We start from the raw sequence: 13,719 nt of genomic DNA, 5'->3' as shown, positions 1-13,719 counted from the left end.
TCCACTTCGGTAGATGCGCACCTGCTCGAAAGGGCGCGCATCTGCCGCAACGGTGCGCCGCCGACGGGTCGCGTACGCTCGAAGAATGGATGCCCAGCTCGACTCGCTCGTTTCGCTGGTCAACTATCTGCCCGAGGCCCCGAGCCCGGCACCCCGAGACACCGCCGGCGAGCGGGCATCCGGGGCCGACGAGCCCGCCGAGCCCGCCGACCCCGACCTGGTCTTCGAACGCTTCACCGAGTACACCGCCTCGCGCGGTCTCACCCTGTATCCGGCGCAGGAGGAGGCGATCATCGAGATCGTCTCGGGCGCCAACGTCATTCTGAGCACGCCGACGGGCACGGGCAAGTCGCTGGTCGCGGTCGCCGCGCACTTCGCCGCACTGGCCGACGGTCGGCGCACGTTCTACACCGCCCCCATCAAGGCGCTGGTCAGCGAGAAGTTCTTCGCCCTGGTCGAGATCTTCGGGCCGACCAACGTGGGCATGGTCACCGGCGACTCGAGCGTGAACGCCGACGCCCCGATCATCTGCTGCACGGCCGAGATCCTGGCGAACATCGCGCTGCGGCACGGGGCGGATGCCCCCGTCGACCAAGTCGTGATGGACGAGTTCCACTTCTACTCCGACCCCGAGCGCGGCTGGGCTTGGCAGGTTCCGCTGCTGACGCTGCCCCGCGTGCAGTTCATCCTGATGTCGGCCACGCTCGGCGATGTCGACTGGCTGTCGAAAGACCTGAGCCGCCGCACGAACCGTGAGACGGCGGTGGTCACCGGCGTCGAGCGGCCGGTTCCGCTGCACTACTACTACGCGACGACGCCGGTGCACGAGACGGTCGAAGACCTGCTGAAGACCGCCCAGGCACCGATCTACGTGGTGCACTTCTCACAGCTCGCGGCGCTCGAACGGGCCCAGGCGCTGTCGAGCGTGAAGATCGTCAGCCGCGAGCAGCGAGACGAGATCGCCGAGGCGATCGGCGACTTCCGCTTCACCACGAACTTCGGCCGCACGCTGTCGCGGCTGATCAGGGCCGGTATCGGCGTGCACCACGCCGGCATGCTGCCGAAGTACCGCCGGCTGGTCGAGCAGCTCGCCCAGCGCGGCCTGCTGCGCGTCATCTGCGGTACCGACACCTTGGGCGTCGGCATCAACGTGCCGATCCGCACGGTGCTGCTGACCGCGCTCACCAAGTTCGACGGCACGCGCATGCGCCAGCTCACCGCCCGCGAGTTCCACCAGGTGGCGGGCCGGGCGGGCCGCGCCGGCTACGACACCGCCGGAACGGTGGTCTGCCAGGCGCCCGAACACGAGACCGAGAACGCCCGGCTGGTGGCCAAGGCCGGCGACGACCCGAAGAAGCTGAAGCGCATCGTGAAGAAGCGGGCTCCCGAGGGCTTCGTGTCGTGGGGCGAGCCGAGCTTCAACCGCCTCATCGCGGCCGAGCCCGAGACACTGACGAGCAGCATGCAGATCAACCACGCGATGCTGCTGAACATCATCGGGCGCGGGTCAGACGGTGCCGCGGGCGACCGCCCCGGGCATCCGTTCGACGCGTTCGCGGCCGTGCGGCACCTGCTCGACGACAATCATGAGCCGCGTTCCCGGCAGCTCGAACTCGAGCGTCAGGCGCTGGCGATCTACCGCACGCTGCGCACGGCGGGCATCGTCGAGCAGCTGCCGCCCGACGCGAACGGGTTCGTGAGCATCCGACTCACCGTCGACCTGCAGCCGAACTTCGCGCTCAACCAGCCGCTGTCGCCGTTCGCCCTGGCCGTGTTCGACCTGCTCGACGCGGATGCCCCCACCTATGCCCTCGACATGATCTCGGTTCTCGAGGCCACCCTCGACGACCCGCGCCCGGTGCTCTCTGCGCAGCAGTTCCAGGCCAAGGGTGAGGCTGTCGCCGCGATGAAGGCCGAGGGCATCGAGTACGACCAGCGCATGGAGATTCTCGAACAGATCACCCACCCCAAGCCGCTCGAAGAGCTGCTGGCGGCCGCCTTCGAGACCTACCGCGCCTCGCAGCCGTGGGTGGGCGACTTCGAGCTCAGCCCGAAGACGGTGGTGCGCGACCTCTACGAGCGCGCGATGACCTTCAACGACTACATCGGGTTCTACAAGCTGAACCGGTCGGAGGGGCTGGTGCTGCGGTATTTCTCCGACGCGTTCAAGGCGGCACGCTCGACGATTCCCGACGAGGCGAAGACGGTCGACCTGGTCGACCTCATCGAGTGGCTGGGCGAACTCGTGCGCCAGGTCGACTCGAGCCTGCTCGACGAGTGGGAGGAGCTGACGAATCCGGCCGATGTGCAAGACGAGGCAGACCTGGTCGCCGGCGCGGGCCGCGGGGTGACGGCCGTGCTGCCGCCCGCGCCGCACAGCGTCGTGTCGAACCAGCGGGCCTTTCGCATCCTGGTGCGCAACGAGCTCTTCCGCCGGGTGCAGCTGGCCGCGCTCGAGAAGGTCGACGAGCTGGGCGAGCTCGAAGCGGCCACCGGTTCGGGCTTCACCGCCGAGAACTGGGCGGATGCTCTCGACGCCTACTTCGCCGAGTACGACTTTCTCGGCACCGGCGCGGCGGCCCGCAGCGCGTCGATGCTGAGCATCACCGAGCAGCCCGACGTGTGGGTCGTGCGGCAGACGTTCGACGACCCCGACGCAGACCACGACTGGGGCATCGATGCCGAGGTCGACCTCACGGCGTCGGCCGAGCAGGGTGTCGCGGTCGTGCGTGTGCGCGGCGTCAACCGCCTCTGACTCCGCTTCACGCGATCAGGGACGAGCCCGAGAGGGCGAGGCTGAGCACGGCGAGCAGCGCGCTGGCGATGATGAGGCGAAAGAGCAGCCGGGCCGGTGGGCGCGTCAGCACCAGCCACACGCCGCAGGCCGCGATCAGCACGTCGAGCGCGAAGGCGACGAGCGGCACCGCCTCGGGCATCCGGCCCGCCCCGAAGGTGGCCAGAGCGGCCGCGACCAGCAGCGCGCCGAATGCGAACAGACCAGACGCCACGCGGCCGAGCCGGTGCGGCAGGCCCCGCACGCCGGTCGCGCGGTCGTCGTCGAGGTCGGGCAGCACATTGGCGAAGTGGGCGGCGACCCCCAGCAGGGCTCCGGCGGCGACGACCCACCAGCGGGCCAGGCCGGGCGGCGCGGCCGCGAGCGTCACCACCACCGGCAGCAGGCCGAAGCTCACCGCGAACGGCAGCCACGACAGGGCGGTCTTCTTCAGCCCGAGGTTGTAGGCGAGCCCCGATGCGACCAGCACCAGGTGCGCCACCGCGGCCGCAGCGCCCAGCAGGAGCGATAACGGGATGACCGCCACAACCGCCACGATGAAGGCTGTTCGAACGGTCTCGGGCCGCACGGCTCCCGTCGCCGTCGGTTTGTCGGTTCGGCCGACCTGGGCGTCACGGCGGGCGTCGAGCCAGTCGTTCGACCAGCCGATCGACAGCTGCCCGGTGAACACTGCGAACCCCACCTCGAGCAGCCTGGCCACCGGCAGCCCGATGGCGACGCCGAGCACGAGCGACAGCACCGTGACGGCCACGGTCGGCCCCGGGTGGCTCGCCCCCCACAGCCCGGCGACCACGCCCCCGTCTCCACCGGCGCTGCGGCCGGCTGCTCCAGCCGTGTCACCCGCGCCACCAGCGCCGACGGTGTCACCCGCGCCACCGGGCACCGGCGTCTCGCGGAATTCGTCCCCCGAAGTGGGGGAGGGCAGATCTGTCACCGCCGGGCCTCCGGCCGATAGTGTTTCGACGTGGATCGCCGACTGTTTCTCACGATAGCGGCTGCCGGTGCATCCGCGCTGACGCTGAGCGCGTGCGCGCGCGAGTCTCCCGTCGTGTTCGCCGCCTCATCGAGCACCGCCCGGCCGACGCCGACGGCCCGCGCAACCCCGACCCCGACTCCCAGCCCGACGCCGACGCCGACTCCCACTCCGACCCTGCTGCAGACCCCGCCGGCGCTTGAGCGGGTGCCGCTGCCCGACGGCGTCATCTCCGACCTTCCCGGCGACGGCAACCTGCTCGCCTGGACGGTCGACGACGGCACGAGCGGCGACGTCATTCGCAAGTACGTCGAGTTCGCGGCATCCACCGGCACCCGGCTCACGTTCTTCGTCAACGGCACCTACTCCGGCTGGACAGAGAACGCCGCCCTGCTGCGCCCCCTGGTCGCGAGCGGCCAGATACAGCTCGGCAACCACACCTGGGATCACGCCGACCTCACCTCGATCAGCGACGACGACGTCATCGACGAGCTGCAGAAGAACCACGACTTCATTCTGAGCACCTACGGGGTGGATGCCCGCCCCTACTACCGGCCGCCCTACGGCTTTCGCAACCACCACACCGACAGGCTCGCTGCCAGCATCGGCTACACCGCCCCGGTGCTCTGGTACGGCTCGCTCTCAGACTCGTCGCTGATCACCGACCAGCAGGTGGTCGACTTCGCGACGCAGTGGTTCCTGCCGCAGCACGTGGTGATCGGGCACCTGAACTACGGCCCGGTCACCGAGGTGTTCGGGCAGCTGATGCAGATCATCCAGAGCCGGGGCCTGCAGACGGTGACGCTGAACGACGTGTTCACGGCCTGAACAGGGAAGAGGCCGCCGCCGCGCGGGCTCAGTACCAGTGCGGGTTCGTGTTCTGCGAGTGCGCCCAGGCCCCGCACGGTGTGCCGTAGGCCCGCGAGATGTACGACAGGCCCCAGTTGATCTGGGTCTGCGCGTTGGTGCGCCAGTCGGCGCCGGCCGTCGCCATCTTGTTGCCCGGCAGCGACTGCGGGATGCCGTAGGCGCCACTGTCTTCGTTGTAGGCGTTGACCCGCCAGCCAGACTCGCGGTTCCACAGGCTGACCAGGCACGAGAACTGGTCTGAGCCCCAGCCCATCGCCGAGACCCGCGAGGCGGCGTAGGCCTGGGCCGACGACGGATTCACGTCGACCGAGCCCGGCGGCAGCCCCTCGCTCGACCCCGAACCCGAATCAGACCCCGCGTTCGCTGCCGCCTCGGCGGCCTGCTGCTGGGCGAGCGCGGCGGCCGCAGCGATCTGGCCCTGGCGGTACTGCTCTTCGACCTCGGCCGTCGAGTTCTGCAGCGAGGCCAGCTGCGCGTACAGCACGTCGCTCTTGGCCTTCTGGTCGACGACCTGGGCGTCGGCCGCCTCCTGCGCGGCCTTGGCGTCGTCGGCGGCCTGCTGCGCGGCGGTGGCGAGCTGCTGCCGCGCCGTCTCGGCCACGGTCGCCTGGGCGTCGAGCGTCGCGGCGAGGTTCTGCGCCGACGCGGCGATCTCATTGAGCCGGGCAGACTGCGCGGTGAGCTGGCTCATGGTGCCGAGCTGGTAGAGCAGGGAGTCGGCGGTGCCGCCGCCGCCGAGCAGCAGCGAGGCGGTCGTGTCGCCGCCCGAGCGATAGAGCGAGGCGGCGAGCGCCCCCACCTGCTGCTTGGCGGCGGCCGCCTTCGTGTCGGCGTCGGTCGCGCGCTGGGCGGCGGTGGTCGCCACCTGCGTCGCCGACTGCAGGGCGGCGGCCGCCTTGAGGTAGTCGTTACCCGCCTTCACCGCGGCGTCGCCGAGCTCGGCCGCCTGGGCCTCGAGGCTCGTGAGCAGGCTGTTGATGTTGTCGACCTCGGCCTGCTTGGCGGCCTCATTCGCCTTGGCCGCGTTCACGTCGTCCCAGCTGGGGTAGTCGGTGAGGATGACCGTGCCGAGCCCCTGAGCGCTCGCCGAGCCCGGGCCGGTCGCTGTCGTGGCCGCGTTCGCAGCGGATGACGCGGTGGCGCCCGCAGCGGCGCTCGCCGTGGATGCCGCACTCGCCGTGAGCGGCGACACGAGGGTCGCCGCCACCACGAGAACGGCACCGGTGAGCAGGCGCGCCGAACGTGTCATGGCTCCACGCTAAGCGACCTTCGAGAAAAACCGCGGCGCGACGCGGCGCGCCCAGAGCACGCCCAGAGCACGCTCAGCTGAAGTCGGGGCCCCGGGTGCGGCTGCGCTTCAGTTCGAAGAAGCCGTCGTACGAGGCGGCGGCGACCACTCCGTCCCACAGCGTCAGCGCCATCTCGCCCTTCGGCGCCGGCGAGATCACGGGGCCGAAGAAGGCCACGTCGTTCACGCTGATGATGGGCGTTCCCACGTCTTGGCCGACGAGGTCGATTCCGCTGCGGTGCGAGGCGCGAAGCTGGTCTTCGAACGCATACGGGTTCGCCTCGGGGTCGGCAGGGGCGTTCTCGATGAGGTCGGCGGGCAGCCCCACCTCGGCGAGCGACTCGGCCATCACCGCGTCTGCGTCGGTGCGCTGGCCGAGGTGGATGCGCGTACCGAGAGCGTCGTACAACGGCTTGACGACCTCCTGGCCGTGCAGCTCCTTCGCGGCGGCGATCAGCTGGGCGTACCGCAGCGCGCGCGGAAAGAAGGCCCGGTACTCATCGGAGACGTCGGTGTTCTCATTCAGGATCGCCAGGCTCATGATGTTCCAGGTGACGTCGAGGTCGCGATGGGCCGAGACGTCGTCGACCCACCGGCTGGTCATCCAGGCCCACGGGCAGGAGGGGTCGAACCAGAAATCAACGCGAGTCGGTGAATGTGCCATGAACAAACTCTCTCACCCGTGGGAATAAACCCGCGACTCGATACATTTGTATTGACACGGGCCGCAATGCTCGTATCCCTTTCGGTTAGACAGAGAAGAGACACCATGACTGACACCTACACGATCCCCGGTCACAAAGCCGGCACCTGGACCATCGACCCGTCGCACAGCGAGGTCTCGTTCAGCGTTCGCCACCTGCTCATCAGCAAGGTCAAGGGCAAGTTCGAGAAGTTCGACGCGACCTTCGTGACCGGTGAGAGCCCCCTCGACACCAAGCTGACCGCGACCGCAGAGGTCGAGTCGATCAACACGGGCGACGCGAACCGCGACGGCCACCTGCGCACCAACGACTTCTTCAACGCTCCCGAGTTTCCGACCCTCAGCTTCGTCTCTGACAGCGTCGTCGCCGAGAAGGACGACCTGCTCGTCACCGGCGACCTGACCATCAAGGGCGTCACCAAGAAGGTCACCTTCACCGTCGAGTTCGGTGGCTTCGGAAACGACCTGTACGGCAACTACAAGCTGGGGCTGACCGCGAAGACGGTCATCAACCGCAACGACTTCGGCGTGAGCTGGAACGCTCCGCTCGAGGCCGGTGGCGTTCTCGTCGGCGACGACGTGACCATCAACATCGACCTGCAGGCCTCGCTCCAGGCGTAACCTCCCGGTTTCGAACGCCGGCCCGCGACCAGCTCGCGGGCCGGCGTTCTGTCGTTATGGCCGTGGCGGCGGGTGTCAGCCGAGCGGCAGACCGAGATAGTCGGCGTACCGGGCGGCCCCGGCCGCGAATCCACTCCGCTGCGCCGCCGTCAGCTCGCCGAACGCGTCGGCCGTCACCGTGACCTTCTTCGGCCCCGCCTTGCGCGACCACGTGCCCACCACGCGCCCGCCCGCCACGATCGTCGGCAGAAACATGCCGTTGCTGCCCGGAACGATGCGTTCGAAGTGCCCGGCGTCGAGCGCGGCGCCGCGGTCGGTGTAGCCGAGCAGATACTCGTCGAAGCCGGGCAGCAGGTGTACCGACGAGCGCGCCGTCGCGGTGTCGGCGTCGAGATCGGCGTCGAGCGACCCGGCTGCCAGCCAGTACGTGGCCCCGTCGACATCGATCGACTCCAGCTCACCGCGGGCGAGCTCGAGGCCGGCTCGGGCCTCCGGTACGAGCACCTTCGACCACCAGAGAAAGTCCTTCAGCGTCGCCGGACCGTGACTCCTCATGTACCGCAGCACGAGTTCGCCGAGGCTCTCGTCACGGTCGAGGCGACGCGGATGCCCGACCCACTCGTCGAGCAGCACGAGTGCCTGCTGCCTGCCGACCATCGGGCCGAAGCAGAGCACCTTGGTGTGGCTGAGGTACCACAGCAGGTGCGCCCCGCGCTGCCCGTCGGTCGCCACCCCGTTCGCCTGGAACGCCGCGAAGAGCTCGTCGCGCGTCAGCGCCGTTCCACCCGCCAGGGCCTTCTCGGCGATCGCGCGGGCAGCGTCGAACGTGGCCGTGTCGAGGCCGAGACCGCGGTGCCTCGACGCGGCACCGGCGATGGTTCGCGTCGCGGTCAGGTCGAGCATCCAGCCGAGGTCTTCGCCTGCGACGAAGTGCAGGGTGCCGCGGAACGGCCACGACCGCACGAACTCGCCGCGGTCGAGCGCGACGTCGACGTCGGCCGCCGTGAGACCCGCCGAACGCAGGGCGACAGACCACTTGGCGCCCGGCAGGTCTTGGGCCTGGCTGGCGGTCATCCAGCGCACCAGCTCGGCCGCCGTGGTCTCATCGCCCGACCCGATGCGCTGACTCGCCAGTCTCAGGCGGGCCAGGCGCGAGCGATCGGTGGGCTTCATGGTCGCGGGGTCAGACCAGGCCGGCCGACCGCAATTGCTTCGCGAGCCCGGCGCCGTCGGGTGCATAGACCCAGAGCGCCTGCGACTTCTCTGACATGTCTTCGGCCTTCGACCGGCCGCCGGCCAGCACCGCCTCGCTCGGCGAGAGCTGCCTGATGGCGATCGCCGCGACGTTCTCGGGGTGCAGGTCTTCGAACTCGCCGTAGATCTCTTCGTCGTGCTGGCCGTCGTCGCCGACCAGCAGCCACTTCACGTCGGGGAACTCGGAGGCGAGCCGGTGCAGGTTGTCGCGCTTGTGCTCGCGGCCGCTGCGGAACAGCCGGTCGTGCGTCGGGCCCCAGTCGGTGAGCAGCAGAGCGCCCGACGGGTAGAGGTTGCGCGAGAGAAAGCGGGTGAGCGTGGGCGCGACGTTCCAGGCGCCCGTCGAGAGGTAGATGGTGGGCGAACCCGGATGCCCGGAGGCGAGCCGGTCGAGCAGAACGGCCATGCCCGGGGTGGGCATGCGCGCGTGCTCATCGAGCACGAAGGTGTTCCAGGCGGCGAGCAGCGGACGCGGCAGGGCGGTGACCATGACCGTGTCGTCGATGTCGCTCACGACCCCGAACTTCGCGTTCGGGTCGATGACGAAGATGGGGGCATCCACCGCCTGCGAATCTTCGGCCTGCAGCGTGATGGTGTGCCAGCCGGGCTGGAGGCTCACCGGCACCTCGACGTCGACGACGCCGCCGCGGTCGGCTTTCACCAGGTGCACCGAGCCGTCGACGGTGACGGTGACCTCGACCTCGTTCACAGGCACGCTGGTGAAGCTGCGCCAGCCGCGCACCGTCTCGTCGCGTCGGCCGATGATCGGCAGGCGGCGGCGCTGTTTCTTGTCGCGGGTCAGCAGCACGCGGCTGAGCACCCTGATCCAGGTGGTCGAGCCGTAGCCGGTGTAGGGGATGACCGTGGTGTGGTACCCGCGTTTGCGCGCCCGGTTCTCGCGGAACTCGTGGAACGCGTCTTCGATTCGCGCGGCCCTGTGCAGGATGAGTTCAGGAGTGACCTTGGGCGGGGAGAAGGTCTGTTCTGGCTCGGGGGACACCCGCACAGTCTGTCAGATGAGGCTGTCAGGCACCGGAACGGCCGGGGGCGGTGACGGAAAACAATGTAAGTTCTAAGATTTCCGACGGCAATTCCTGTCAAATGCTAGGGAATTTACAAAGACTCATTCGCCGAACACCGAGGAATCGTCTGCTGCGAGTAACATGAGGTTACTTGCAACAACGAAGGGGATGGCTAAGAAAGTGTCGCTCAGTAAGCTCATCGACGAAACCCTGCTCGAGATGGTCAACGTTCGCAACGAGCCGGTTCAGGTTCGCAGTTCGACCCGTATCTCGGCCCTCGTCGACGCCGCGGCCGAGGTCGTCGAAGAGGTCGGTGTCGAGCGCATGACCACGGCCATGGTGGCCGAACGCGCGGGCGCGTCGATCGGCACGGTCTACCGGTACTTCCCCGACCGCATCGCCGTTCTGTCGGCGCTCAGCCTGCGCAGCATGGATCGCTTCCTGCGTCAGACCCGCGAGAACATCCTGCGCGACAAGCCCGCATCGTGGATCGATCTGCTGATGATCTCGTTCGACACCGGCGTCGAGATGCACCGCACCGAGGTGGGCTTCACCTCCATCCGCCTCGGCGACCTGGTGTCGTACCCCGAGGTCGAGCCTGCGAGCATCCGTTCTGCCCGCATCGCGAAGGCGTTCGCGGCGATCATCAGCGAAGACTTCGGCGTGGTCGAGACCGACGAGCTCACCCTGCGCATCGAGATGTCGGTGAACATGACCGACGCCCTGCTCACGCGTGCGTTCGTCACCGACAAGAAGGGCGATGCGGCCATCATCGCCGAGGCCCGCAAGATCGTGCACTCGTACCTCACGTCGGTGAGCGACGACGCGGTCGTCGAGGCCGACTAGGGCCTCCGCGGTCACCGCTTCTCACCGCCGCGCCCGCGTGCGCGGCGAATGTCGGTAGTACGCGAAACAATTCGTCAAGGGACGGCCCAGGCTTTGCCAACGCCGTTCAGAGATGTTTTGCTTGGCGCACACCTTAACCCGACGAAGAGGGCGACGACATGATCGAATTCCGCACGGTCACCAAACAGTTCCCCGACGGAACTGTCGCCGTCGACGAATTCAGTCTGGTGATTCCGGCGCGGCAGACGACCGTTCTGGTGGGGTCGTCGGGCTCGGGCAAGACCACCATCCTGCGCATGATCAACCGCATGGTCGACAAGACCAGCGGCGAGATAGAGATCGACGGCGAGAGCATCTACGCGCTGAACCCGGTGAAGCTGCGCCGCAGCATCGGCTACGTCATGCAGAACTCGGGCCTGCTGCCGCACCGCAAGGTGATCGACAACGTCGCCACCGTTCCACTGCTGAACGGGGTGAAGAAGGCGGATGCCCGGGCCTCCGCCCTGGCCCTGCTCGACACCGTCGGGCTCGACCGTTCGCTCGCCGACCGCTACCCGAGCCAGCTGTCGGGCGGTCAGCAGCAGCGCGTGGGCGTGGCACGCGGGCTCGCCGCCGACCCGAACATCCTGCTGATGGACGAACCGTTCGGCGCCGTCGACCCGATCGTGCGTGCCGAACTGCAGCAGGAGCTCATCCGCATCCAGCGCGAACTCGGCAAGACCATCGTGTTCGTGACCCACGACATCGACGAGGCCTTCCTGCTCGGCGACCAGGTCGTGCTGCTCGAGAAGGGCGGCCGCATCGCCCAGTCCGGCACACCGGCCGAGATCCTGTCGAAGCCCGCGACCGACTTCGTGGCCACCTTCATCGGCGCCGACCGGGGCCGGCGTGCCCTGCGCGTCGAGGTCGTCAACGGCCGAAACGTCGTCGTCGACGACGACGGGCGCCCCACCGGGGTGCTGACCTCGTGAACTGGGTCGCCAACAACCTCGGCCTGGTGTGGAGCCTGACGCTCATCCAGGTCGCGCTCGCCATTCCGCCGATCATCCTCGGCTTCGTCATCTCGCTGCCGCTCGGCTGGCTCGCCAACCGGTTCCGCGTCACCCGGGGTGCGCTGCTCACCATCAGCGGGCTGCTCTACACGATTCCCTCGCTGCCGCTGTTCATCGCGCTTCCGGCCATCATCGGTACGGGCATCCTCGACCCCGTGAACGTGATCGTGGGGCTCACGATCTACGCCGTGGCGCTCATGGTGCGCCAGACGGCGGATGCCCTGGCCTCGGTCGACCCCGATACCAAGCAGGCCGCCACCGCCATGGGCTTCTCGGGCTGGAGCCGGTTCTGGAAGGTGGAGTTCCCCCTCGCCGGCCCCGTGCTGCTGGCCGGGCTGCGGGTCGTCTCGGTCAGCACGGTCAGCCTGGTCAGCATCGGCTCGGTCATCGGCGTCACCAGCCTCGGCTACCTGTTCTTGAACGGCCTGCAGCGCGACATTCCGGGCGAGGTGATCAGCGGCATCGTGGCCACCCTCGTGATCGCGATCGTGTTCGACCTCATCCTGGTGGGCATCGGCCGCCTGCTGATGCCCTGGACGAGGGCCGACCGGCGAGCCGGCCGTCGGCATGCTCGCCGCCTGCCCGTTGCGGCGGTGGGCGCATGAACTTCATTCTGCAGGGCATCGACTGGATCTTCGATCCTGCGCGCTGGAGCGGCCCCGGCGACATGCAGAGCCGCATCCTCGAGCAGCTCGCCTACACCTTCGGGGCCGTGGCGATCGCCGCCATCATCGCCATCCCGCTGGGCCTGCTGATCGGGCACACCGGCAAGGGCCGAGACCTCGCCGTGTCGCTCTCGGGCGGCCTGCGCGCGCTGCCGAGCCTCGGCCTGCTCATCATCTTCGCCCTGCTCATCGGCATCGGCTTCAAAGCGCCGCTGCTGGCGTTCGTCATCCTGGCGATTCCGCCGGTGCTCTCGGGGGCGTACGCCGGCATCGAGGCGGTCGACAAGCGCACGGTCGACGCTGCCCGTGCCATGGGCATGACCGAGTGGCAGGTGCTGACGAAGGTGGAGGTGCCCCTCGGGGCGCCGCTCATCGTGGCGGGCATCCGGTCGGGCATCCTGCAGGTGGTGGCGACCGCCACACTGGCCTATTTCGCGAGCGGCGGCGCGCTCGGTGTGTACATCAACGACGGCCTGGCCACCCGCAACTACGTCGAACTGCTGGGCGCATCGATCGTGGTCACGGCACTCGCATTGATTCTCGAGGGCATATTCGCCCTCGCGCAGAGGTTGATCGTGCCACGCGGTGTCACCGCGGGGCAGGTGAAAGACGTTCGTTCGCGGCCAGTCCGGTCGCGCGCGACGGTGGGATCCCCCATCCAAGAAGGGAAATAGCAATGTTCACAGCAGGGAAGAAAGGCCGTATCGGCGCCATCGCCGCTATCGCGGTCAGTGCGGCAGTCGCACTGGCAGGGTGTTCCTCGAGTAGCACTCCGCTCGGCGGGGGCTCGACCGCCTCGGGCAGTGCAGGTGCCGGCACCATCGTCATCGGCTCGCAGGCGTACTACTCCAACGAGATCATCGCCGAGATCTACGCTCAGGCTCTCGAGGCCAACGGCCAGACCGTGACCCGGCAGTTCAACATCGGCCAGCGCGACGCGTACATGCCGTCGGTCGAGAACGGCACCATCACGCTGTTCCCCGAGTACACGGGCAACCTCCTGCAGTACCTCGACCCGTCGGCGACCGCCACGACGTCTGACGACGTCTACGCAGCGCTGCAGAAGGCTGTTCCGGCAGACCTCGAGGTGCTCGACCAGGCCCCGGCCGCCGATCAAGACGCGTATGTCGTCACGAAGGCGCTCGCCGACCAGTACGGGCTGACCACCATCGCCGACCTGTCGAAGGTGCCGAACGCCACCCTGGGCGCCAACCAGGAGTTCAGCACGCGGCCCTACGGCCCCGACGGCGCGAAGAGCACCTACGGTGTGACGCTCGCCTTCACGCCGATCGGTGACTCGGGCGGCCCGCTGACCGTCAAGGCGCTGCTCGACAACACAGTGCAGGTGGCCGACATCTACACCTCGTCGTCGGCGATCACCACGAACAACCTCGTGGTGCTGCAAGACCCGAAGGGTCTCATCCTGTCGTCGAACGTGGTGCCGATCATCAACAAGTCGGCCGCGACGCCCGAGGTCACCTCGGTGATCAACAAGGTCGACGCGGCGCTGACGTCGTCGGAGCTCGCGGCGCTGAACGATGAGAGCACGGTCGACCAGAAGTCGTCTGCCGACATCGCGAAGGCGTGGCTGGCGAAAGAGAACCTCTTCTAAGAGGCGTTCTCGCGTGAAC

At 68.4% G+C, this 13,719-nt stretch carries 13 protein-coding genes; 8 read left to right on the top strand and 5 right to left on the bottom strand.

Translation table 11 applies throughout. The annotated features are described in order from the left end of the window. Nucleotides 1-85 precede the first annotated feature (85 nt). Entirely contained in the window at nt 86-2,755 is a 2,670-nt protein-coding gene (locus tag V3W46_RS04975; RefSeq protein WP_331781986.1) for a DEAD/DEAH box helicase, read from the top strand. A gap of 7 nt (nt 2,756-2,762) precedes the next feature. Here V3W46_RS04975 and V3W46_RS04970 read toward each other — a convergent pair whose 3' ends face one another. Continuing rightward, nucleotides 2,763-3,728 (bottom strand): UbiA family prenyltransferase, encoded by a 966-nt coding sequence (locus V3W46_RS04970; protein ID WP_331781985.1) that lies wholly within the window; start codon nt 3,726-3,728, stop codon nt 2,763-2,765. 30 nt (nt 3,729-3,758) lie between these two features. Between V3W46_RS04970 and V3W46_RS04965 the strand changes: the two genes are divergently transcribed. Then, nucleotides 3,759-4,595, top strand: coding sequence for a polysaccharide deacetylase family protein (locus tag V3W46_RS04965; RefSeq protein ID WP_331781984.1), 837 nt, complete (start codon nt 3,759-3,761; stop codon nt 4,593-4,595). Nucleotides 4,596-4,623: 28 nt separating this feature from the next. Here V3W46_RS04965 and V3W46_RS04960 read toward each other — a convergent pair whose 3' ends face one another. Next, on the bottom strand, nt 4,624-5,886 hold the full coding sequence (locus V3W46_RS04960) for a hypothetical protein (RefSeq protein ID WP_331781983.1): 1,263 nt from the start codon (nt 5,884-5,886) through the stop codon (nt 4,624-4,626). A gap of 73 nt (nt 5,887-5,959) precedes the next feature. Continuing rightward, nucleotides 5,960-6,589 (bottom strand): mycothiol-dependent nitroreductase Rv2466c family protein, encoded by a 630-nt coding sequence (locus tag V3W46_RS04955; RefSeq protein ID WP_331781982.1) that lies wholly within the window; start codon nt 6,587-6,589, stop codon nt 5,960-5,962. Between the two features lie 105 nt (nt 6,590-6,694). Between V3W46_RS04955 and V3W46_RS04950 the strand changes: the two genes are divergently transcribed. Next, nucleotides 6,695-7,249: a YceI family protein gene (locus V3W46_RS04950; RefSeq protein WP_331781981.1), complete on the top strand. Its 555-nt coding sequence runs from the start codon at nt 6,695-6,697 to the stop codon at nt 7,247-7,249. 75 nt (nt 7,250-7,324) lie between these two features. On the opposite strand, the gene V3W46_RS04945 is transcribed toward V3W46_RS04950, so the two are convergent. Further along, nucleotides 7,325-8,422 carry a winged helix DNA-binding domain-containing protein gene (locus tag V3W46_RS04945; RefSeq protein ID WP_331781980.1) on the bottom strand — a complete coding sequence of 366 codons (1,098 nt, stop codon included), beginning with the start codon at nt 8,420-8,422 and terminating at the stop codon, nt 7,325-7,327. A gap of 10 nt (nt 8,423-8,432) precedes the next feature. Then, the gene (locus V3W46_RS04940) at nt 8,433-9,503 is read right to left on the bottom strand and encodes an App1 family protein (protein ID WP_331781979.1); all 1,071 of its coding nucleotides are present in this window, start codon (nt 9,501-9,503) and stop codon (nt 8,433-8,435) included. Nucleotides 9,504-9,693: 190 nt separating this feature from the next. Here V3W46_RS04940 and V3W46_RS04935 point away from each other — a divergent pair, with 190 nt between their 5' ends. The 5 genes from V3W46_RS04935 (at nt 9,694) to V3W46_RS04915 (ending at nt 13,700) form a co-directional block, all read left to right on the top strand. Then, nucleotides 9,694-10,371, top strand: coding sequence for a TetR family transcriptional regulator (locus V3W46_RS04935; RefSeq protein WP_331781978.1), 678 nt, complete (start codon nt 9,694-9,696; stop codon nt 10,369-10,371). Between the two features lie 158 nt (nt 10,372-10,529). After that, nucleotides 10,530-11,342 (top strand): ABC transporter ATP-binding protein, encoded by an 813-nt coding sequence (locus V3W46_RS04930; RefSeq protein ID WP_331781977.1) that lies wholly within the window; start codon nt 10,530-10,532, stop codon nt 11,340-11,342. Next, entirely contained in the window at nt 11,339-12,028 is a 690-nt protein-coding gene (locus tag V3W46_RS04925; RefSeq protein WP_331781976.1) for an ABC transporter permease, read from the top strand. The genes V3W46_RS04930 and V3W46_RS04925 overlap by 4 nt, the downstream gene beginning before the upstream one ends. Next, complete coding sequence (locus V3W46_RS04920; RefSeq protein WP_331781975.1) at nt 12,025-12,762, top strand: ABC transporter permease; 738 nt, start codon at nt 12,025-12,027, stop codon at nt 12,760-12,762. Before V3W46_RS04925 ends, V3W46_RS04920 begins: the two co-directional genes overlap by 4 nt. A 2-nt stretch (nt 12,763-12,764) precedes the next feature. After that, a complete protein-coding gene (locus tag V3W46_RS04915) occupies nt 12,765-13,700 on the top strand; it encodes an ABC transporter substrate-binding protein (protein ID WP_331781974.1) in 936 nt (311 codons plus the stop codon). The last annotated feature ends 19 nt before the right edge of the window (nt 13,701-13,719 follow it).

Source organism: Subtercola sp. YIM 133946 (assembly GCF_036553535.1).
Taxonomy (GTDB): Bacteria; Actinomycetota; Actinomycetes; order Actinomycetales; family Microbacteriaceae; genus Subtercola.
The sequence above is the reverse complement of the archived record's forward strand: the minus strand, read 5'-3'. Positions and strand labels throughout refer to the sequence as shown.